The organism is Bradyrhizobium vignae (assembly GCF_004114425.1).
Taxonomy (GTDB): Bacteria; Pseudomonadota; Alphaproteobacteria; order Rhizobiales; family Xanthobacteraceae; genus Bradyrhizobium; species Bradyrhizobium vignae.
Genome location: NZ_RDQF01000029.1, coordinates 1 through 20,540 on the forward strand (window position 1 = coordinate 1; position 20,540 = coordinate 20,540).

The 20,540-nt window shown below is 62.0% G+C and carries 21 protein-coding genes; 9 read left to right on the forward strand and 12 right to left on the reverse strand.

Going from position 1 to position 20,540, the window contains the following annotated elements; genetic code table 11:
- Both EAV90_RS23045 and EAV90_RS23050 read left to right on the forward strand, forming a co-directional pair.
- A partial coding sequence (locus EAV90_RS23045; protein ID WP_164937066.1) for a helix-turn-helix domain-containing protein occupies nt 1-438 on the forward strand: 438 nt, incomplete at its 5' end.
- 412 nt (nt 439-850) lie between these two features.
- Complete coding sequence (locus EAV90_RS23050) at nt 851-1,759, forward strand: FUSC family protein (RefSeq protein WP_122404493.1); 909 nt, start codon at nt 851-853, stop codon at nt 1,757-1,759.
- Nucleotides 1,760-2,300: 541 nt separating this feature from the next.
- Here EAV90_RS23050 and EAV90_RS23060 read toward each other — a convergent pair.
- A complete protein-coding gene (locus EAV90_RS23060) occupies nt 2,301-2,762 on the reverse strand; it encodes a GNAT family N-acetyltransferase (RefSeq protein WP_122404492.1) in 462 nt (153 codons plus the stop codon).
- Nucleotides 2,763-3,182: 420 nt separating this feature from the next.
- Between EAV90_RS23060 and EAV90_RS23065 the strand changes: the two genes are divergently transcribed.
- Both EAV90_RS23065 and EAV90_RS23070 read left to right on the forward strand, forming a co-directional pair.
- Nucleotides 3,183-3,380, forward strand: a complete 198-nt coding sequence (locus EAV90_RS23065) for a hypothetical protein (RefSeq protein WP_122404491.1) — start codon at nt 3,183-3,185, stop codon at nt 3,378-3,380.
- Nucleotides 3,381-3,416: 36 nt separating this feature from the next.
- The gene (locus EAV90_RS23070) at nt 3,417-3,611 is read left to right on the forward strand and encodes a hypothetical protein (RefSeq protein WP_122404490.1); all 195 of its coding nucleotides are present in this window, start codon (nt 3,417-3,419) and stop codon (nt 3,609-3,611) included.
- On the opposite strand, the gene EAV90_RS40730 is transcribed toward EAV90_RS23070, so the two are convergent.
- Both EAV90_RS40730 and EAV90_RS23080 read right to left on the reverse strand, forming a co-directional pair.
- On the reverse strand, nt 3,559-3,819 hold the full coding sequence (locus EAV90_RS40730; protein WP_244607700.1) for a hypothetical protein: 261 nt from the start codon (nt 3,817-3,819) through the stop codon (nt 3,559-3,561). The genes EAV90_RS23070 and EAV90_RS40730 overlap by 53 nt on opposite strands.
- A 1,151-nt stretch (nt 3,820-4,970) precedes the next feature.
- Complete coding sequence (locus tag EAV90_RS23080; protein ID WP_129144767.1) at nt 4,971-5,318, reverse strand: hypothetical protein; 348 nt, start codon at nt 5,316-5,318, stop codon at nt 4,971-4,973.
- Between the two features lie 10 nt (nt 5,319-5,328).
- Between EAV90_RS23080 and EAV90_RS23085 the strand changes: the two genes are divergently transcribed.
- From EAV90_RS23085 to EAV90_RS23090, 3 genes are read left to right on the forward strand one after another with little or no spacing between them, the layout of a single operon-like run.
- Nucleotides 5,329-5,844: a molybdopterin cofactor-binding domain-containing protein gene (locus EAV90_RS23085; protein WP_197711508.1), complete on the forward strand. Its 516-nt coding sequence runs from the start codon at nt 5,329-5,331 to the stop codon at nt 5,842-5,844.
- 46 nt (nt 5,845-5,890) lie between these two features.
- Nucleotides 5,891-6,046, forward strand: coding sequence for a hypothetical protein (locus EAV90_RS40200; RefSeq protein ID WP_197711507.1), 156 nt, complete (start codon nt 5,891-5,893; stop codon nt 6,044-6,046).
- Nucleotides 6,043-6,672: an NAD(P)-dependent oxidoreductase gene (locus tag EAV90_RS23090; RefSeq protein WP_197711506.1), complete on the forward strand. Its 630-nt coding sequence runs from the start codon at nt 6,043-6,045 to the stop codon at nt 6,670-6,672. The genes EAV90_RS40200 and EAV90_RS23090 overlap by 4 nt, the downstream gene beginning before the upstream one ends.
- A 108-nt stretch (nt 6,673-6,780) precedes the next feature.
- On the opposite strand, the gene EAV90_RS23095 is transcribed toward EAV90_RS23090, so the two are convergent.
- Nucleotides 6,781-8,121 (reverse strand): MobA/MobL family protein, encoded by a 1,341-nt coding sequence (locus EAV90_RS23095; protein WP_129144768.1) that lies wholly within the window; start codon nt 8,119-8,121, stop codon nt 6,781-6,783.
- Nucleotides 8,122-8,514: 393 nt separating this feature from the next.
- On the opposite strand from EAV90_RS23095, the gene EAV90_RS23100 reads away from it, so the two are divergent.
- Complete coding sequence (locus tag EAV90_RS23100) at nt 8,515-8,841, forward strand: hypothetical protein (RefSeq protein ID WP_129144769.1); 327 nt, start codon at nt 8,515-8,517, stop codon at nt 8,839-8,841.
- A gap of 773 nt (nt 8,842-9,614) precedes the next feature.
- Here EAV90_RS23100 and EAV90_RS23105 read toward each other — a convergent pair.
- From EAV90_RS23105 to EAV90_RS23130, 6 genes are read right to left on the reverse strand one after another with little or no spacing between them, the layout of a single operon-like run.
- Nucleotides 9,615-10,511, reverse strand: coding sequence for an SMP-30/gluconolactonase/LRE family protein (locus EAV90_RS23105; protein WP_129144770.1), 897 nt, complete (start codon nt 10,509-10,511; stop codon nt 9,615-9,617).
- Complete coding sequence (locus tag EAV90_RS23110) at nt 10,508-11,338, reverse strand: citryl-CoA lyase (protein WP_122404483.1); 831 nt, start codon at nt 11,336-11,338, stop codon at nt 10,508-10,510. Before EAV90_RS23110 ends, EAV90_RS23105 begins: the two co-directional genes overlap by 4 nt.
- 58 nt (nt 11,339-11,396) lie before the next feature.
- Nucleotides 11,397-12,638, reverse strand: coding sequence for a CaiB/BaiF CoA transferase family protein (locus tag EAV90_RS23115; RefSeq protein WP_129144771.1), 1,242 nt, complete (start codon nt 12,636-12,638; stop codon nt 11,397-11,399).
- Between the two features lie 40 nt (nt 12,639-12,678).
- Nucleotides 12,679-13,701: an ABC transporter substrate-binding protein gene (locus EAV90_RS23120; RefSeq protein ID WP_129144772.1), complete on the reverse strand. Its 1,023-nt coding sequence runs from the start codon at nt 13,699-13,701 to the stop codon at nt 12,679-12,681.
- A 31-nt stretch (nt 13,702-13,732) separates the two neighbouring features.
- On the reverse strand, nt 13,733-14,506 hold the full coding sequence (locus tag EAV90_RS23125; RefSeq protein WP_129144773.1) for an ABC transporter permease: 774 nt from the start codon (nt 14,504-14,506) through the stop codon (nt 13,733-13,735).
- Complete coding sequence (locus tag EAV90_RS23130) at nt 14,490-15,278, reverse strand: ABC transporter ATP-binding protein (protein WP_122404479.1); 789 nt, start codon at nt 15,276-15,278, stop codon at nt 14,490-14,492. Before EAV90_RS23130 ends, EAV90_RS23125 begins: the two co-directional genes overlap by 17 nt.
- Before the next feature lie 163 nt (nt 15,279-15,441).
- Here EAV90_RS23130 and EAV90_RS23135 point away from each other — a divergent pair, with 163 nt between their 5' ends.
- Nucleotides 15,442-16,131 carry an IclR family transcriptional regulator gene (locus EAV90_RS23135; protein WP_129144774.1) on the forward strand — a complete coding sequence of 230 codons (690 nt, stop codon included), beginning with the start codon at nt 15,442-15,444 and terminating at the stop codon, nt 16,129-16,131.
- A gap of 231 nt (nt 16,132-16,362) precedes the next feature.
- On the opposite strand, the gene EAV90_RS23140 is transcribed toward EAV90_RS23135, so the two are convergent.
- Together EAV90_RS23140 and EAV90_RS23145 are read right to left on the reverse strand one after the other, a co-directional pair.
- Nucleotides 16,363-19,452 carry an efflux RND transporter permease subunit gene (locus EAV90_RS23140; protein WP_129144775.1) on the reverse strand — a complete coding sequence of 1,030 codons (3,090 nt, stop codon included), beginning with the start codon at nt 19,450-19,452 and terminating at the stop codon, nt 16,363-16,365.
- On the reverse strand, nt 19,452-20,498 hold the full coding sequence (locus EAV90_RS23145; RefSeq protein WP_245509589.1) for an efflux RND transporter periplasmic adaptor subunit: 1,047 nt from the start codon (nt 20,496-20,498) through the stop codon (nt 19,452-19,454). Before EAV90_RS23145 ends, EAV90_RS23140 begins: the two co-directional genes overlap by 1 nt.
- Nucleotides 20,499-20,540: the final 42 nt, after the last annotated feature.

A 20,540-nucleotide genomic window follows, 5' to 3' on the forward strand; every position in this document is an offset into this window, starting at 1 on the left:
CTGCGCAGCCCCGCCGAGCTGCGTAACCACTCTCGTCCAGTCCTCGTTCAGAAGCGATTCGTCTGCCATCCCGCCTTGGAATCACGTGTGATTCCAACACTCAAGAACAAACTTAACGCCTATGGGGTTTTCCGGGTGCTGGATTACGTCGAAGCCAATCTGGAAAGTGAACTCGGCCTGGACCAGATGGCATCGATTGCATGCCTCAGCCGCTATCACTTTGCCCGTGCCTTCAAGAAAGCCGTCGGGCAATCTCCTCATCGCTATGTCAGCGCCAGACGCCTCGATCGCGCCAAAGCCCTCTTGATGGCGGGTGATCGGCCGTTGGTCGAGATTGCGCTCGCGCTCGGCTTTTCGAGCCAGGCCAATTTCACGCGCGCCTTCACGCAGGCGACGGGACAGGCGCCCGGTCGGTATCGTCAACAGCCTGGATTGTGAACGTCGGCTGCCGGCAACAGCAATCGCTGACAAAGGCGCGGCAATCCCTGCGAAGCCGGGCCTCGCCGAATGTCATAGTTGTCGAATAGCCAAGCCGCCCGGATCGCTTCGATCCTGGTCAAGGTGAGGACATTGCCGCGCGGTTCGGCGCGACCTGAAAATGTACAGGAGCTTACATGAGCGACCTTTTAACTCTGGCCGTCTTCGCCATTGCCGCCCTGCGTTTCGCGCTGCTGGCAACCATCGTCAACCTGACGAGCAGAGCCGCACCCGACACGTGCAATCCCTAAAGCTCGGCGCAATCCGGAAGATGAGCGCGTGAATGCACTGCAAACTGAGCAGGCCGAAGACGGAAGCCGCCGCGTGAGGACCAAGCGCAAGTCGAAGGAGGCAATCCGATGAGGAACTCGACGTGGCCGCCACAATAGCCCAGCAGCCGTTCACCATCGCGAAGATTCCGGCGAGTTCCTGGAGCTTCGCCGTCCGCGTTTGGCTGGCCATCGTGCTGGCGCTGTTCGTCGGTCTTTGGCTGCAACTGGACGCGCCGTTCACGGCGGCGGTGACGGTGGCAATCCTCGCAGAGCCGACCCGCGGTCAGGCCCTCGAGAAAGCCGCCTTTCGATTGCTCGGGACTGCCGTGGGCGTGACGGCGTCGATCGCACTAACCGGAATCTTCTCACAGACGAGAGATCTGATGCTTGTGGCGTCGGCGGTGTGGCTCGGTCTTTGTGTCTTTGCGGCGAAGCTGCTGGATGGCTATCGTGCCTATGCGGCGGTACTGACCGGCTATACCGTTGCGAACATCGCTATCCAGCAGATCGACCATCCTCAGAATGTGTTCGACGCCAGCCTGGAGCGTGGCGCCGCCATCGCCGTCGGCGTCATCTCGATCGCCGCCATCAACGTGGTGATGTCCGCTCCCAATCATCATCCGGCGCTTGCGGCGCAGCTGGCGGCGATTCATGCCCGCGTACGCGCGTATGCAAGCGCGGCCTTGCATGGCGCAAGAGACAATTCGGCGCTCTTCCTTGCGCTGGTGCGCGACATCGTGGGACTTCATTCCGAAATAGCCGGCATCGATCTCGAATCGAGCAGCGGTCCAGCCAGGAGCGCCGCCGCCCGCAGCGCGGCGGTCGGTCTTGTCGTGCAATTACAGGCTGCACGGCTCCTCAACACGATGTTTGTTGGCGCGGTGATGCCGCGCCAAAAGACAGCATTCGCTTCGGACGAATGGAAGACCAAAGCTCCGGCGACGCAGCCAGTAGCAGCTACACAGCACTGCAGGAAACGGCTCATTTGTCTGATCCCGGTGAGACGTTGAACCCTGGCCGATGTTACGCGAGCCGCCGGGTTTTATCCACACCCACGACAAGCAGTATGCCGCTCCGGGAGATCGGCCGAGGCTTTGGGCTGTAGTCCGCCGCCTGCGCTCAAGATCGCTCGGGGACTACTTCTTCAACAGCAATCCCAACGTTCGCGCCATGCGCCTCAACGATCCGGCGTGGCGGCCAAGTTCGCCGGCTATCCTCGATGTGCTAACTCCTTGCCGGGCCAGTCGCATTAATCGTTGGACCTCTTGGTCGCCCATTGCTTCGGCTTCGGTGTTTTCATGGTGCGGCGCTCGATCCGCACCACTTAACCAGTGTGCCGAGCAGCCAACACTTGGGAAATTTACGGGTGGTGCAGCACACAGCCGGGCGTAGGACCGCTCACGCCTTATCCACGCCCACGATTGCGAGTAGCTCTGCCCGGTACCCTCGCTCCGGCGACTGAGGTCCCGCACCGGGGTGGTCCCGGAGATCGATCCTGACGGACGAGGAGCGCGAAGCATGGATGCCGTCTGACAGCGTTCCTAGCGACGTTTACAGGTCGCGAACCATCAGAGCTGTGTCAAACCCCTTCCAGTTAGTGCGATCAAGGACCGACCACCCGAGCCTCGCATAGAACCCGGCGGCATCTGTGGTGTAAAGGTAGAGCCGCGAAAACTCTCGCTGTCGCGCTTGATCCTCGATCGCTGCGACCAATGCGGCGCCTGCTCCTTTTCGCCGATACTCAGGGACGACGAACAAGCCTGCAAGCCATGGCGACACATCATGGTTAGGCTCGATCTCGGTCTCGACGAGAAGGCACGTTCCGATCGGTTTGCCATCGGCCTTGGCGATCAGCGCCACACCGTGTGCTTGATCGGATGCAAATAGCTCCAACGACCTCAGTTCATCCTCAAAGGACGCTTGGAGTACTGGAAAGGCATTTGCGCGCCATCGTGCGCAGATCGCCAATTCCGGTGTGCCGGGCTCCACGATGAAGGTCTGTACGTTGGTCATCGGAGCCCTCCTACGCTGCCGCCGATCTTCCTTGTCTGCCCGTGCATCACAATCTTGAGCGCTTCATCGGCAAAAGCCGCTACAACGCCTTCGCCCCATCCCGTGGCGCTCGCATCCAGACATTGCGCCCGTTAAGGAACTGGTTACGAGTAGCTGTCACCATTTGCATATAGGTCGTCGTCATATGCGGCAGCGCATTCTGAGAACGGTTGAATATTTCGACACGCCCGGTTGGCGGTCTCTTTCAGGAGAGGCCCAATGTTTAAGGGCTTCACAGTGGCAGTTGTGGCGCTGATTAGCACAGCGCAAGTGGATCGATGCCTCACCAACGGTCGGTATACAGACGCGGCCATGGATATGCTGCGGCCAATCAGGCACGCATTTGGGTTTTAGACAATTTGTTTAGCGCGGAGCCGCGTGATGGACATCTCCTGGGCTGATCTCGATAGCGATGAACAGCGCACCATTGCGGTGTTGGGAGCGGGGCTTTCGATTGAACTGTGCGACCCTGTTGCCCTCCAGACGTTAAGGCGGCTCGGTCTCATCATAGCGTCCCATTTGACCGCTGCCGGCCACAATCTGCGAAGGGATGCCGTTGTGAAGAGTGTCGCGGACTAACCGTTGCGAAGTGGGTCTTGGGACTAGGGGCGAGGGATGCCAAGCGCAATCGAGCTTATTGTGAGCGGATACGTCAGCCTGAACGATTTGCGTATGCAGCGCCGGAAGCAGGCCATGGAGCTGAAGGCACGCACCGGCTTTGATTGGCGAACAACCATTCAGCAGATCGAGGAAGATATCATAGTGATCGAGGCTGGGCTGGCGCAGTTGGATGGCGCGGCGACGACCTAAGTCGCCGACCTAGATCATCCGCCTTGGTAACGCGCAAGCTGCGAACGTAATAGCCTTGTCTCTGAACGGCCGCCTTGATTTCGTCGCTGACTTTGAGAACTCGTTTTCTACTCTTGCGCCACTTATTTTGAGAGCAAACTGCGGGTATCGCAGAGCCTGTGCTTAGAACGAGAAAGTCGCGTTTCTCATTGCGATAGACATCAAACACTTTGCGGCCCCGCTGTTCCCATTAAGTAAGCGTGAAATATGTTTCGATCGTCGCAATGGACGGGACGAGCTTAGTATCTTGAATGGCGAAGCGGGTTGTAAATCTGCAACGGCCGCGAGTTTACTTCACCTCGGTTCCGAATTTGGAACGAGCGCAAGTGCGGACCGCGCTACCGAATTCCGCCACAACTACGTGAGCAAATGCGCGGGTGCACAAAATCCCCCGCTGCGACCATTGCGAAGAAGAGTTCGCGCCAGAAGAGCTAACCGTTCTTGCGCCACCGGCCGGGGACGGCGAGCTGATCTGCGCTCGGTGCATCGAGGTCAACCTCCGTCGAGCTGTCGCGAAGTTGGCGCGCGGTGGAAACTGATAGCACCCAATAGAGACCGGACGTTTTTAGTGCGCGTCGGCTACTCGTTGTCTCTGGCTACTGCGGCAAGAACGTTTGCTGACTTAGGCCGCCTGAACCTACTTAAGTCTCACGAAGCCCTGTTGAACGCTCGTTAAATCATAGACGAACCCTCGCCAACCCGCACGTTCTCGCAGTCAGAGAAAGTGGTTTGCGCGGTTTGAACATGGTTGGGGGTTTGCAAGTCTGCTGAGAGGTAGAATACCGAATACTGCTTCCCCCTAACAAGCACCAGAAAAAGCGGAAAGTAGATCGCGGCGGCCATTCTATCCCTCTGCGGCCCCACGCTGCTCCCAAGACCGAAGGCGGCACAGTATCGATGCTACGCACGCTGGTGGCCTTCACTTGCGCCAGATAGGTTTTCAGGGAGATAGCCGATACGGAGCAGGTCATGCTTGAGCGACACGTCTCAACCTTTCTCTCTTGTCCGAGGCGCTCGCTCCGGCGGGCAAAACATCATTGTCCAAAGAGCACCGAAAAGAAGGCTTGGTTTCGCTTCTTTGCATTTTCAAGCAGGGTTTCGTATCCGAATGCCTGAATGAACACGCGTTGATTGGCGTGGCAGCGAACGAACACTTTAGGGTTCCAATCATTTATAAAATCGTGCTGCTGGAGAACGCCAATTAAGCTAGGCGCAAATCAGCAACTACATACGCCAGCCTACGTACTACGCCGGCGAACGAAAAATGTGTCCCGCCTGTTCTTGCTACGCCGGTAGCGGTCGCCTTGGCTACTGTATTGATCACTTGCAGTGCGGGGTCGCTCTTTTCCGACCCGAAGACATAATCGTTTCTGCTCGGTCTTTTGAACTCGACCACGTCAAAGTCGTCGCATTCTCGTCGCCGAGCACCATACTATCATCGAAGAAGAGAAGATCGGTGACTTTGTCACCGCTACGTCGCCGCCCGCCATGCAGAATTCTATCGCTGGAGATGTAAGGCATAAACGCCAGGGCGTCATCGACGAGCCAAAGATTATGCTCGAAGTAGTTCAACGAGACGTTGTCGTTGAAGCGCTTGAATACAAGATTGTGAATTGCATCTTCGGGAGCGTGTCGTCCGTCACCTTGGAATTTGCGTGCGGCCTCCACTAGGTCGATTATGTTCCTGCGATGGATTTACATATTCCGCCAACGCTTCTTTCTTGCTTTCGTCAATCTGCGTCTCAACAGCGCGAGCGAGCTGCGCCTGCGCGCAGGATGCGTTGAGCGTCGGCTCGGTGGCGTGTGGACGGATGCCGGGCTTTCGCTCGCCGATATTGCCCACCTCGCATATCTCGATCCGCTGCGCCTGCCGCCGGGCACGGAGCCGGGACTCGAAGCGCATCGCGCCTATGATCCGCCGCCGATGACCTTCTCCAACTCAACGCACGCGTGCGAGGTGCGGGTCGACATGGAGACCGGCCATGTCGCGATCGATCGCTATCTGGTCGTTGAGGATTGTGGCACCGTCTACAACCCTGCGATCGTGCGCGGTCAACAGCAGGGCGCCATCGCGATGGGCATTAGCGGCGCGCTGTTGGAAGAGGTCATCTACGACGAGACGGCCAGAATCGCACCGGCAGTTTTGCCGACTATCTCTTGGCCACGGCGGTCGAAATTCCCCCGATCGAGGTGATCTCGCAACATACCCCGAGCCGGCGCACTGCGACCGGCAGCAAGGGATGGCCGAAGGGGGCGTGATGGGCGCGCTCGGTGTGCTGCCAAGCGCCGTGAATGACGCGTTGGCGCCGTTCGGCGTCATCGTCGATCGACAGCCCCTAAGCCCAATGTATCTGCGCGAGCTGTTGCGCGGCAGGACCAACAAGGAGCAAACATGACCGACCCCCGCGCCCCTGTCGCCTTCATAGGCCTTGGCCTGATGGGCGCGCATATGGCGGGCCACATCCTGGCCGCCGGCCATCCGCTGCATGTCTACAATCGCACCCGAGCCAAGGCAGAAGGTCTGTTGGCGCGTGGCGCGACTTGGCACGACGATCCGGGTTCAGCGGCGGCCAAAGCCGACGTGGTGATCACAATGGTCGGCCTGCCGAAGGACGTGGAAGAGATCTATTTGAGCTCGCGCGGCATCATCGCGCAGGCGCGGCCCGGTGCGATCCTGATCGACATGACCACCTCGAGTCCCTCGCTGGCCAAGCGCATCGCTGCCGCGGCGCGCGCGCGAGGCGCGGGCGCGATCGATGCGCCGGTCTCCGGTGGCGATATCGGTGCGAGAGATGCCAAACTCTCGATCATGATCGGCGGCGAGGAGGCCGATGTTGCCGCCGTGACGCCGATCCTGCAGCTGATGGGCACCAATATTCGTCGTCAGGGCGTCCAGGGGCGGGACAGCATACCAAGCTCGCGGCGCGCTATGCTGCATCCACCGAATCCTCCACAGAAGGGAAATTCCATGCCGGGAGTGCTGGAACGTAACAACGTGAAGGTTCGCGGAGCCGGCGAGTAGCCGATGATGTTCGCCCACGGCTATTTCAAATCTTTTTCCCTGACATGATCGCGATCTGCGCCGACGGCAGATCGCCACTATGTGTGGTCTGAATTCATCTTCTTAGTATTAGATTGTCGGATTTTGGTGGGCACCGCGATCAAGACCGCGCAAGTGTTTGGACGCCTTGGCTTGCCACAGAAGCCCATACGGAATGATCAGTGCGTCGAGGTCGTTTTCGAACCGTGAGAGCTCGAGATCCGACCATGCGACGGCATCGAGTTCGGTCAGTGCCTCCAGCAAGTCGAGCGCCTGGAGTTCTTCCGCCGCCTGATGGCGCGATGGAGCGTTCGCAAATTGTCGCACAAGCGCCTTGGTCACGGCACTATGACAATACTGGATCGCACGATCGACATTTCGCGCCTGGTTCGGATTGTCGGCTGCAACGAACACGCGCAGCAACGCGCATGCGCGAAGTCGTTTGGAATTGCGCGCCAGACGGCTATGGACCTCCTCCTGGAGACCGATGGGGGCAGGCGCAAACTGGATTTTGGGTCGATCCATTGGAAATTCGACCAGCCTGAGCGGCTCCCGGTTGAATGCCGCATTCTGATCTGGGCGGATTGCGCGCGGTTGGGGGAGGGCGCGGGCCACCTGAGGCCGAGCGGCCGAGGCGATTTCCTCGGCAGAGGCATCCGTCCGGGCTGCCTCGAGTTCGCGCTCCAATTGGCGGCACTCTGCTTCCAGGCGAGCGACATTCGCGCGGGCAGCGCGTTCCTCATCGCGCTGCTCCATCGCGCGGGTCTTTTGCCCTGTGCGCTTGTAGTGGAGGATATGCCAGTGCGGCAGCCGGATTTCGGCCGGGGGCAGACCGCGCTCGGCATTGGAGCGGGGATCGACACGGTAGTCCACGCCTGCGATCCGACAAAACTCGTTCAGGATCTCCGCCATTTTGTGGCGGAAAGCTTTGGCATTGCCGTGGAAAATCTTGTTCCAGTGGCGCGCCTTCTTGCGCGCAAACTCGCCGTCCACGATCTCGCGCATGGTGGCCATGAAGTGGATGTGCGGATTGATGTCGCCGTCGGATGCAAGCGGACAGTGAATGCCAACTTGTACCACCATGCCGTGATCGGCAAGAGTGCGGGCAACGTGTCGACCAAGCGTCACCCAATGCTTCCTTGGAAGAGCGCGAGGGATCGTCAGCTCGAAGAGCCGGGCTTCCTGCGCATCGGCCCGCTTCTCCGCCGCGACCGCACGCTTCCACAGTTGCGCATACTCTGCAGCCCAGGCCGGCATGCCTTCCGGCTTCACGATGAAGCTGGCGATAACGTCATTTCGTTTTGAAAAGTCCACGACCGAGCCGTCGGCGAGGCGCGCCGTACCGCCGAACACGTAGGCGGAATGCCACAGCGCATCCCCGCCTCGCGAGCGTTGAACCAAACTCATATCGAAGCCGAGGCTACCGATCATGTGCCAACCCGATGTATAGATGAAGCCGGTTTCTGGGTGCCGGGCAAACTAGGCCAACCGGCAGCAAGCTCCAAGCGGACCGACCACGCAGCAATTTAAGTGGCAGGGGAGGCGCCTCTGACCGTCGGACATCGGCTCTAGCCTGCTCCCAAGGGGCCAACCCTTTGTCCTTGCGTAGAGGCCCGCCTGGCGTGGCAGCGGGCAGGGCCTGTTCCGCTGCCAAAGGATCGCCGGCATGGTCGCCACAGCCTGAGATCGGGCCCTGCCATCCCGTCGAGGCGTTCGGGAAATGGCGCCGGCACTGTCTTCAAAATGATCCCTCACGCGGGGGCTTCCGATTTACCGGTCCAGCTGGATAATGAGCTGCTCCGGTAGCCCATCAAGGAGCCCTTCATGTCTGCCTTCCCCCCCCGCCCGCTCAGCTATGCCGCGGTAAACACAGATCCCAACCCGCCCGAGCGGCCGCGCAGCCGGGTCGAGATCGCGGAAGAACGCCTTGCGGCTACTCGCCGTCAGCTCGCCGTTGGCAAGCGCCGCCTGCGCGACGCTTCGGTGCGGGAGCAGGGCATTCGCGATGGCGAAGTGGGGCGGGCGATGTGGCATCTGGCCAGCCAGGGCCAGTTGGCGGATGCGGTGATTGAGCTGATCCGCGCCGAACTGCGCGGCCATCTGACCCCGGCGCAGGCCGCTGCCTTCCGCGGCACCGTCTTCGAGCCGTAGCGCGCCTGGCAAGTCGCTTGACCAGACGCCCTTCAGCCAACGTCGTGGTGTACGTTCGCTTGCATGCTAGTCCCGCTCCCTGAGGGGGTCCTTCGGGTTGAGGGCCCCGCGCTTCCTGCCCCCATTTCCGCGGACGTCAAGGCCATCGCCGAGGGCGCAAGCCGGAGCCTACTGCCGCGCCAATCGTCAGCGCTATCGGCCTGACGGCGTCTTCCTGATCATTGTGAGCGCCAACAAGCGCAGCTATCCGACGCCACGTCGTGTTGCCGATTGCGGTGTCGTTGACGGGATCTTCATCGTGGCCGCGCAGTTCATGGCGCGGATCATTTGGCGCTCTTGATGATGTCGCACGTGGATGCTACACACAGCTCGATGTCGCCCGAATTTGTCTGATCTTTCAGTGGTTTGCGGTGGAGCGTTGGCTGGCTGAGTACCCTCCCGCCCCAGCCAGCACTCAAGCTGCTGAGTTCGTTATGTAGGTAGCTCCGTTCCAGCCCAATCTTTGGGGTGCGTTTGGAAACGGAGATGGTTATGGCGCTGCGGGTGGTCCCGATCTCCATGGCTTTCATCTCAGCATATGCCGTGCAGACTTTTCGGTGCAGTTTCGCTACGTCCCCATCGTAGAATAGGATGTTGCAGCGAGCAAAACGGACAAGTACTCGAATGATGAGCTTTTCCGTTCGGCAATCGCTTCGCTTCACCAACAGCGCGCTCGGGTAGGTCCACCGGTCCGGCCCTTGCAACGAGAAAAAAGCTGAAGCTGCCGAGAAGAATCAAACATGGGCAATCTCGGCGAGAAGTATTGAACCCGTCGACGATTCGGTTATTGCCAATGTATCGCCAGCGGCATTCAGTCCGACGTTGGTACAGCTCGGACCCGCGCAGGATTTGATGCGGCCAATGCATTCGCCATTGCCCTGCATGACAAAGACATGACCGAGCGAGGCGTGGGCTACGAAGAGACGACCATTGGAGTCCATCGTCAACCCGTCAGGGCCGCTAGTTCCAAAGAAAGAGCTGAACCGCCCGACTTTTGCGACTCCTCCATCATTCGTCAGTGGAACGCGCCAGATGCTATTGTCGCGTGTCATCGCGACGAAAAGAACCGCTTCTTCGCGATCGAGCACGAGACCGTTGGGGCTTGGTCCATTTGCGATCAGGCAGTCCAGCCGACCATCCGGACGCAGGCGATAGACGCGGCCCGTCGGATCATGCAACCCTGTCTGCCCCTGATCGGTGAAGTAGACGTCGCCATTGGAAGCGATGTGAAGATCGTTGCATCCCCTGAACGATTCCGAATTGCGATGCCGCAGCAGCGGTCGGATCGCGCCCGCTTGCGCATCGACCTCCATCAAGCCGTTCATGTAATCGGCGACCAGCATGCGGCCATCAGGGGCAATCTTCAGCCCGTTGGGCCAGCCGTCATACTCAAGGAAGAGGGACCAGGTTCCCTCGGGCGAAATCCGGAAGATGCGTCCGAACGGGATGTCGACGACGTAGAGATTGCCGCGGCCATCGAACGCCGGCCCCTCGATGAAGCAGTCGACGGGTGCGCCGCCCTTGTTGGCATCCGCCCAGGCGGAGCGCACGCCGTGGCGACGGAATTCATCCGGCATGGCCGAGAATAGCCGCGTCGGGACGAGCTTCGGTGGCTGCTCCAGATACATCATGGCGCGACATCCAGATGGCGGCGCTGCTGGCCCTCATATTCGTAGCCGAATAGCTTGGGCATCGGACCCTTGTTGCGGTCCTTGCGGCCGGTCTGCTCCCAGGCATGGGACAGAATACCGACGGCGCGCGACAGGCAGAAGATGCCCCGGGCCAGCGGCGCGGCGAATCCGAGCTCGCCATAGATCACCGCGGTGGCGCCATCGATGTTCATCGGAATGAGCCTGCCCTTGCGTTGCTGCAGCACGCCTTCGATGGCACGCGCCGTCTTGGCATACTGCCCGTCGACGCTGCCGGCTGCGACCGCTGCATCCACCAGTGCCAGAAGCGGCGCCGCGCGCGGATCGACTGGATGAAAGCGATGGCCGAAGCCGGGCAGGTATTTGCTGCGCGTCGCGATGAAGTCATCGATGGCGGCTGCCGCGGCTGCGTCGATATCCTGTCCGCGGCTGCGGCGAAGCACGTCGTCATAGAGTTCGATGGCCTGCTCACCGGCGCCGCCATGCACGTCATCGAGGGTGTTGATCGCTGATGCCATCGCGCCGTTCAGCGGCAACCCGCAGCTCACCGCCATCTGCGCGATCGCGATCGAGGGCGCATGCGGTCCATGGTCGACAGATGCGACGAGCGCGGCCTGCAGCAGCTTTTCCTGCTGCGGCGTCGGCAGCTCGCCGCGCAACATCAGCCAGATCATCGCCGGAAACGAGATGCGGCCGATCAATTCCTCGATTGGATAGCCTCGAAAAGCGATGCGCCCGGGGGCAATGTCGCAGATCGAGGTCCGCCACCAATGCGCGGCGGCCTGTTCCAGTGTCGATGCGTCGGTCATCGTCGATCCTTTATTTCACTGTCCTGTCGGCCTGGTCGGCGAGGGGGTGCGGGACACGTTAGGCGCTTCTTTTCGGGACGGTGTCCGCCGTCGACGGGAGGCCGATGGCCCCGTTCAACACGAGGCGCTCGGTGTCCTCCTGCGAATAGCCGAGGCGTGCCATCCAGAGCACGGTATCGGCGCCGAGCGCGGGCGGCGCAGGCGGCGAGGGAAACTCGTCTTCCAGGCGAAAGCCCGGCCGCGTCACGCGCAACGCCTCGCCATCGCCGCGTGCGGCCGGCAGCGTCTCGATGAAACGGCGTCCAACAACCTGCGCTTCGGCGAGGACGTCGGCGACCTTGAGCACGCATCCGGCCGGCACGCCGGCCGCATTGAACTCTGCCTCCCACTCCTCGGCGGGCCGTGCCGCAAGCGCGCGGTTCAACTCTTCGCTGAGCGCGCTCCGGTTGGTCTTGCGTGCCTGACGGTCGGCAAAGCGAGGATCGGATTTCAGTTCCGGCCGCCCGATCAGGTTGCAGAGGGTCTCATATTGCTTCTGCTCGTTGGCGGCGATGTTGAGCGGCCCCGTCGCGGTCGTGAACGTGCCCGATGGCGCGGCGGTAAAGTTCTCGTTTCCCATCGGCAGCGGATCGATGCCAGCATTGAGATGGTTCGAGACCACCCATCCCATCGCCGCGATCGTGGCTTCCAGCAGCGAGACATCGATGAACCGGCCGCGGCCGGTCTGGCGCTGCTCGACCAGCGCCGCGGCGATGGCGAAAGCCGCGGTCAGGCCCGCGATGGTGTCGGAGATCGGAAAGCCGGTGCGCAGCGGCGCGGAGCGCGCATCGCCCGTCACGCTCATCGCGCCCGACAGGCCCTGCACGATCTGGTCATAAGCGGGACGTCCGGCCCAGGGGCCGGTCTGCCCAAAGCCGGAAATCGCGCAATAGATCAGGCGCGAATTGTGCTTTGCGAGCGTCTCGAATCCGAGCCCGAGCCGCTCCATCACCTTGGGCCGGAAATTCTCCAGCACGACATCGGCAGTGGCGACGAGGCGCAGGAAAACCTCCTTGCCATCCTTCGATTTCAGATCGATTGCCACCGACTGCTTGCCGGCATTGACGGCGACGAACGACAGCCCCTGGAGGCGCTCCGACATTCTGGGGTCGGCGCCGAGCCGGCGCGCAAGATCGCCGCCCTTGGGATTCTCGATCTTGATCACCTCGGCGCCGAGCCGGGCGAGGTGATAACCGCAGAACGGGCCGGCCAGCACGTTTGAAAGGTCGAGGACACGAACGCCGGAAAGCGGCAGGGACATTTGATCAACTCCGGAAGATAGGGCGAGCCGCGGCGCGGCGTCACTTCAATTGCCGTGACGCCCGCTCGACGAACTTGTTTGTGAAGGTCTTGGTGAGGTCGATCTTCGCGGCAGCGATCTTCGGATCGTAGTCGCTTAGGACAGCGAGCGGCACTTTCGCGGACTCCGGGTCCATCAGACCGGTCCGCGAGAACAGATCCTTCGACGCCTTGAGGATCTCCATGCTGATCTCGGTATTGTCGGTCTTGTACCCGGCGGGGATCGCCTCGACCAATTGTTCAGTCGGCACCGAATTGATCCAACGATGGGTTTTCAGCAAGGCGTTGACGAGCCGTTGCACTGTCTCCGGATTTTTGTCGATGAAGGATTGCTGCAGGTAAAGGCAGGCGGTCGGATAGGTACCACCGAACGCCTGCTTCGAACCCTCGTGGGTGCGGGCGTCGAACAGCGGCACGGCGGCCTTCTTGCGCGCGAGCATCGTGGCGATGGGGTCGAAGTAGACCAGCGCGTCGATGTTCTTCGCCTCGAGCGCAACCATACCCGGCGCGCCGCTGCCGACCGCGATGATGTTGACGTCGCGCGGGCCGAGCCCGGCTTTCTTGATGTAGTAGCGCGCCATGGTGTCGGTCGATGAGCCCGGTGCCGTGATGCCGAGTTTCAGCCCCTTCAGGTCGGCGCCTGTCTTGACCTTGTCGGCGAGGTCGCTGCGTACCCCGATCAACACGCCCGGAGTGTCGTTGAGCAGGAACACGCAGGAGATCTCCTTGCCCTGCGCCTGCATCTGGATGGTATGGTCGTAGAAGCCGACGGTGCCATCGACCGAGCCGCCGATCAGTGCCTGCAGCGCCTTCGAGCCGCCGGCCTGAAAGTTCTCGACGGTGACGTCGACCCCCTCCTGCCTGAAGTTGCCGAGCTTCACGCCGAGCTCCAGCGGCATGTAGTTGAGGATCTGGGAGCCGACCGCGATCTTCAGCTTGGTCTTCTCGGGCTCCGCAGCATGAGCGGATGCGATCGCGAGACCGGCGAAGGCGATTCCGAACATCAGTCGTGTCAGGACGCGCATGGTGATTTCTCCAGGGAAGCTGTTGTGCAAATCAGGATTCGTGAGCGGGGGACGGGCGCCAGACCAGCAGGCGGCGTTCGACCCGGTCGACCATGGCGTCGAGCGCCACGACGAAGACCGAGAGCACGACGATCCCTGCGAACACGCCGGTGGCGTCGAGCACGCCTTCGGCCTGTGCAATCAGGTGCCCTAGGCCCGCGGATGAACCGAGATATTCGGCGACCACCGCGCCCATTACGGCCATGCCGACCGAAACGCGGAGGCTGGACAGGATCCAGGTCGTGGCCGACGGCAAATAGACGTGACGGAGCAGCGCGGACTTCGACGCCCGCAGCAGGCGGGCGTTGGCAAGTACGATCGGGTTGACTTCGCGCACCCCCTGGAAGGTGTTGAAGAAGGCGACGAACAGCACCAGCGTGACGCCGAGCGCGACCTTCGAGGTCAAGCCGAGGCCGAACCAGATCACGAAGATGGGCCCGAGCAGGATGCGCGGGATCGCATTGAACATCTTGATGAAGGGTTGCACGACGTCGGCGGCAAACGGGCTAAGGCCGAGCCAGATGCCGAGCGCGGTCCCGATCCCGATGCCGACCGCAAAGGACAGCACGGTCTCCAGCAACGTGATGCCGACATCAGTCCAGAAATCCGGCGTCGAGATCCACTCCTTGATTCGTGCGATCAGGGCCGAGGGTGCCGGGAAGAAGAATGAATCGATCAGGCCAGCCCGCACGCCGAGCTCCCAGGCGAGCAGCAACGCGAGCACGATCGCGACCTGGGTGAGAACGATCTTACTTTTGCGTTGCATAGCTCTTCTCCACTTCGGCGCCGAGCAGCGACCATATCTCGCGGTAGAGGGCGACGAATTCGTCGGTGGTCTGCAGCGCGGAGACGTCGCGCGGCCGGGGCAGGGTGATCCTGACGTCGCCGACCATGCGGCTCGCAGGCCCCGCCGACATCACAACGACTCGATCGGCGAGCGTGATCGCCTCGTCGAGATCGTGGGTGATGAAGATCAGCGAGCGGCGGTCGGCCTGCCAGAGATCGAGCAGGATGCGGTGCATCAGCCGTCTTGTATGGACGTCGAGCGCCGAGAACGGTTCGTCCATCAGTACGATCCGCGGCTCCATGATCAGCGTCTGAGCCATCGCAACGCGCTTGCGCTGACCACCGGAGAGCTGATGCGGATAGCGTTCCTCGAATCCCCTTAGCCCAACCTTGGCAAGCCACGGCCGCGCGCGCTCGCGCGCCTCCTCGACCGACCTGCCCTGAAACACGAGCCCGAGGCCGACATTGTCCTGCGCAGTCTTCCAGGGCAGCAATCCTTCCTGTTGCAGCATGTAGCCGGATTGATCGTTCAGCCCGGCGAGCGGCTTGCCGAAGATACGAACGTCGCCGGCGGCAGGCTTCAGCAGCCCGGTGACGGTGTTGAGAATGGTGGACTTGCCGCAACCGGTCGGCCCGACCACCGCGACGAACTCGGTCTCGCCGACCGTTAGGTCCATGCTTTTGACTGCGGTGAACTCGCCGAAGCGGATCATCACGTCACGCAAATCAACGGCTGTTGCATGCCCTTCCATTGTTTCACTCCGTAGAACTAATTCTGTTATGTGAAACTTTCAAATCATGTCGAGGGCGAGGAGTCAAGACTGTTCTGTCGTAGAGAACCGATCCAATTCGCCGTTTGTTGCGCTTGGCCGCAATTTGTGAATACTGGTTCTGTACAGTAGAACAGGATGGCAGATGACCAAGACTGGTGTGGATGCCGTGGCGCGCGCGCTCGCCATTCTCAAGACGTTCGGGCCTGAGCGTCGGGAAATGACTCTGACCGAGCTCGCGACTGCGACCGATCTCTACAAGAGCACGGTGCTGCGGCTCGCAGCGACTCTGGAAGAGGGCGGCTTCCTGACGCGCGGCGATGATCGACTGTACCGGCCGGGGCCGGAGCTCTGGCGCCTCGGCTCGCTATATCGCCAGAGCCTGGATCTCGGTGATCTCGTTCGGCCGACGTTGCGCCGGCTGGTCGAGGCCACTGGAGAAACGGCGTCGTTCTATATTCGTGACGGCAACGAGCGCATCTGCCTTTACCGCGTAAACTCGCCGCGCGCCGTCAGGCATCATCTCGACGAGGGGCAACGACTGCCGCTCGATCGTGGCGCAGCCGGGCATGTGCTCACGGCCTACGGCGATGGCACAGCGGCGAGCCGGAAGAAGGTGCTGGCGCAGGGCTATTACGTCTCGCTCGGCGAGCGCGATCCGGAGGTCGCGGCCGCCGCGGTGCCACTCATTGACGGCCAGGGCAAATTGCGCGGTGCGCTGTCGGTTTCAGCCATCCGGACCCGCTTCGACGCGCAGGCGCAGAAGACCGCACTGAGCGCGCTCAAGTTGGAGGCGCAGACGCTCGCCGAGCTATTGCCCGCAAGCGAAGGGTAACCGCCGTGTCTGCTATTCCCCCGCATCCCTTACCCGGAACGGTTCCTACTGCGAGAGCTGGTCTCATCTGGAAACGACTGCCAACCTATTGAAACTGCTAGAGCGGATTTCCGGCATTTTTTCCAAACGCGCACTGCAATCGTTGAATAATCAAACTGATTTTGATTGCCCGCGCAGGAGATGTACGCGATGGTTGTTCATGATGGTCTCCGGCATCTGTTGCGTTGTTTTTCATGACGTTGCCAGTGCGAGCTCGGCACGCTTCGCCGGGGCGGCTTCGTCCCGCTGCGGCTCGATCCTGAACCAGGCGACATAAAGCGCCGGCAGGTAAACCAGCGTAAGCAGGGTCGCCACCACGAGGCCGCCCATCACGGCATAGGCCATCGGGCCCCAGAACACCGTCGGCGCGATCGGGATCATGCCGAGGATGGCCGCGGCCGCCGTGAGCAGGATTGGCCGCAGGCGGTGTTCCGTGGCGCTGATGACGGCGGACCAGGGATGCTCGCCGTCGGCGATATGCTGGTCGATCTGTGAAATCAGGATCACCGAATTGCGGATCACCATCCCGATCAGCGAAATGATGCCGAGGATCGCCACGAAACCCAGCGGCGCCCGCGAGATCAGCAATGCGCCGGCCACTCCAATCAACGCCAGCGGCGCGGTGAGGAACACCAGCACGAGGCGCTGGATGCTCATCAGTTGCACCATCAGGATGGTTGCCATCAGGAACAGCATCAGCGGCACAGCGACGGCAATGCTCGCCCGTGCCTTCGCGCTGTCCTCGATCACGCCGCCGAGCGCCACCTTGTAGCCGGCGGGCAACCGGGTGCGGAATTGCTCGATTGCCGGCGCAAGCTGGCTGGCGACGGCGGCGGCCTCGATGCCCGGCGCGACCTCGGCCTGCACGGTGACGGTCGGCAACCGCTGGCGCCGCCAGATCAGGGGCGGTTCGAGCTGATAGGAGAGGGTCGCGATCTGCTCCAGCGGAACATGGCGTCCGCCCGGCGCGCCGATCATGAGATTGCGTAACGTTTCGAGCTTGGCGCGTTCCTCAGGCACGGCGCGGGCGACGATGTCGATCAGGTAGACGCTGTCGCGCAACTGCGTGATCCGCGTTCCCGAGAGCACCGCATTGATGTTGTTCGACAGTTGCTGCGAGCTGATGCCGAGCGCCCGCGCGCGGTCCTGGTCGACATCGACCTTGATGACCTTGGCATTCTCGTTCCAGTCGTAGTTGATGTTGCGCGTGTTCGGGTTCTTGCCGAGCACCTGCGCAAAAGACTGCGCCAGCTCCCGCGTCTTGTCCGGATCCGGACCGCTGACGCGAAACTTCAGCGGCCAGCCCACGGGCGGGCCGAGTTCGAGCGCGGTCACGCGCGCCATCAGCGCGTCGAAGTCGGTCGCGAACGCCTTTTCGAGGCGTGCCACGACGTTGCCCCGTACCTTCGCTCCCTTGGTCACCACGACCGCCTGCGCGAAATGATCATTGGCCAACTGCTGGTCGAGCGGCAGATAGAAGCGGATCGCGCCCTGACCGACGTAAAAGCTCCAGCGCTCGACGTCGGGATCGGCCTTGAGCAGATCTTCAACCCGGGCCGCAACCTTCTGGGTCGCCTCCAGCGAGGCGCCATGCGGCAAGGTCAGGTCGACCAGCAGTTCGGCACGGTCCGACTTCGGGAAGAATTGCTGCGGAACGAACCGCATGGCGCCGACCGAGCATACGAAGAGAATAGCCGCCGCACCCAGCACGACCCACTTGTGGCGCAGCGCGAGGTCGAGCGCGGCGCGGAACTGCTGCGAGAACCACGATGCGCCGTGCTGGCCGTGTCCCGCGAGCTTGTCCGGCAGGATGGCGACACCCGTCAATGGCGTGAACAGCACCGCCACCAGCCAGGAGACGAGCAGCGCGATGCCGACGACGGCGAACAGCGAGAAGCAATATTCACCGGCGCCGCTTTGCGCGAAGCCGACCGGCACGAAGCCGACGATGGTCACCAGCGTTCCCGTCAGCATCGGGAAGGCCGTGGACGTATAGGTGAAGGTGGCGGCCTTTATCTTGTCGTGGCCTTCCTCCATCTTGGTGATCATCATCTCGACCGCGATCATGGCGTCGTCGACGAGCAGGCCGAGCGCGATGATCAACGCGCCGAGCGAAATCCGCTGCAGCGAGATTCCGGCGAACTTCATCGCAACGAAGGTGATGGCAAGCACCAGCGGGATCGCGATCGCGACCACGATACCCGGCCGCCAGCCGAGCGCGAGGAAGCTCACCGCAAGCACGATCGCGATCGCTTCCATCAGACTCTCGGTGAACTCGCCGACCGCCTCATGCACAATCGCCGGTTGGTCGGCGACCAGATGCAGGTCGACGCCGACAGGCAGGTCGCGCGCAAGCTCCGCGGCGCGCTCCTTGACGTTATGCCCCAGCGCCAGCACGTCGCCTCCCGCGGCCATCGAGATGGCGAGCCCGATCGCAGGCTGGCCGTCGAAGCGGAACATGGGTTGCGCGGGCTCGGCATAGTCGCGCCGGACTGTGGCGATGTCGGTCAGGCGGAAAAACCGATCTTGGAAGCGGAAATTGATCTCCTTGAGGGCCTCCTCAGAGGTGAAGCTGCCGGAGACGCGTACGGCGATCCGCTCCGGCCCCGCATCAACCGTGCCGCTTGGTACCAACGCGTTCTGGGTCTGCAGGGCCTGCACCAGCGAATTTGAATCGAGCCCGAGCGCCGCGATCTGCTGGGTGGAGAATTCCAGATAGATCTTCTCGTCCTGCACGCCGACGAGCTCGACCTTGGCGACGTCGCGCACCCGCAGGAGGTCCGCGCGCAACCGATTGGCGATATCATGCAACTCGCGATGGCTGAATCCGTCCGAGGTCAGCGCGAAGATCAGCGCATAAGTGTCGCCGAACTCGTCGTTGAAGAATGGACCTGCGATGCCGGAGGGAAGGGTAGCCCTGATGTCGTCGATCTTCTTGCGAACCTGGTACCAAAGCGGCTGCACGGCCTGGCCGCTCACCGTGTCCTTCAGATTGACGAACACCACGGATTCGCCGGGCTTGGTGTAGCTGCGTACGAAGTCGAGGTTGGGGACTTCCTCAAGCTTCTTTTCGATCCGGTCGGTGACCTGCTCCAGCGTCTCGGTGGTGGTGGCGCCCGGCCATAGCGTCTTCACCACCATGGTCTTGATCGTGAAGGGAGGGTCTTCCTCGCGCCCGAGCTTGCCATAAGCCCACAGACCGGCGACCGCGGCGACGAACATCAGGTAAATGACGAAGCTCTTGTGGCGCAGTGCCCAGTCGGAAAGATTGAAGCCCTCCATCACGCGTCTCCCCCAGCAAGACGAACCTTCTGGCCATCGCGAAGGCGGCTGACGCCGGCAGTCACGACGATGTCACCCTTGTTCAGCCCCTCCTTGAGAATGACCCGGTCGGTCTCATAGCGTTCGACGCTCACCGTCTTGAGCTGCACCGATTGACCCACGGGATCGACGATCCACACCGCCGGCGTCCCATTCTTGTCGAACAGCGCGCTGCCTGGCAGCACGACGACCGGCGTGGTCGAGGCCTTGATCCGGCCGACCACACTGCCGCCGAAGCGCATCTGCTCCGGCGCGTCTGCAAGCGTCACCTTGACCTGATAGGTGCGCGTGGCGGGATCGGCGATCGGAGAAATCTCGCGCACCACACCTTCGGCCGTCACTGCGGCGTTGCTCAGCAGCAGAACCACGACCCGGCTGGGCTCGCGCCGTTCGCTGCCGAGCCGAAAGGCGGCTTCGGCCACTGCGAAGACCGCATCCTTGTCGCTGGGCCGCGCCACGCGCACGATCATGTGTCCACTGTTCACGACCTGGCCGGCTTCGGCGCCAACGGCGGTGACGACGCCGTCAAATTCGGCGTGCAGTTCGGTATAGGCGAGCTGGTCCCGGGCCAGCTCGACGGAGGTCAGCGCCTGATCCCTCCTGGCCTCGGCGGAACGGAAGTTCTTCAGCGCCGAATCGTACAGTGCGCGCGTGGTGGTGCCGGTGGTAAGGAGCTGCCGTTGCCGCTCCTCCGTGCTCTGTGCCTCCACCAGGACCGCTTCGGCCGCCGCGAGGTCCGCCTCCGCCGACTTTAGCTTGTTGTGGTAATCCTGTTCTTCGAGCCGCGCCAGGACATCGCCCTTTCTGACGGCCGCGCCGACATCGACGCTGCGCGCCACCATCTTGCCGGCCACGCGGAAGCCGAGCTCGCTCTCATAACGCGGCTTGATTTCGCCGACGGACCGGCGGTCGTCATCGAGCGGCTTGGGATCGATCACGACGGTGCGAACGGCCCTTACTTCCGGCGCGTTTGGCGCGGTATCGTTGCATGCCGCGAGCGGCAGCATGCAGGCAAGCAACAGCGTTTGTCGACGAAGCGACATTGGAGT